Source organism: Allotamlana fucoidanivorans (assembly GCF_006265225.1).
Classification (GTDB): Bacteria; Bacteroidota; Bacteroidia; order Flavobacteriales; family Flavobacteriaceae; genus Allotamlana; species Allotamlana fucoidanivorans.
Map to the genome: position 1 here is coordinate 1 of NZ_VDCS01000151.1, position 203 is coordinate 203.

Here is a 203-nt window from a genome sequence, read left to right on the forward strand (position 1 = left end):
GCTACGAAAACGCTATTGCTGAACGTGTAAACGGCATCCTAAAAGACGAGTTTTATCTTGACCAGACCTTTGATAGCGTACAACACGCCAAAAGAGCAACAAAAAGTGCAATCAATCTATACAACCAAATTAGATTACATGTATCTTTAGACTATAAAACACCAAATATGGTATATTTAAAAACAGCGTAAATCAATTTTTAA

1 protein-coding gene is annotated in these 203 nt (G+C 33.5%); it reads left to right on the top strand.

What is annotated here, in order from left to right; all coding sequences use genetic code 11:
- On the top strand, nucleotides 1-191 hold a 191-nt coding region (locus FGF67_RS17195), incomplete at its 5' end, for an integrase core domain-containing protein (protein ID WP_139698941.1).
- Between the last annotated feature and the right edge of the window lie 12 nt (nucleotides 192-203).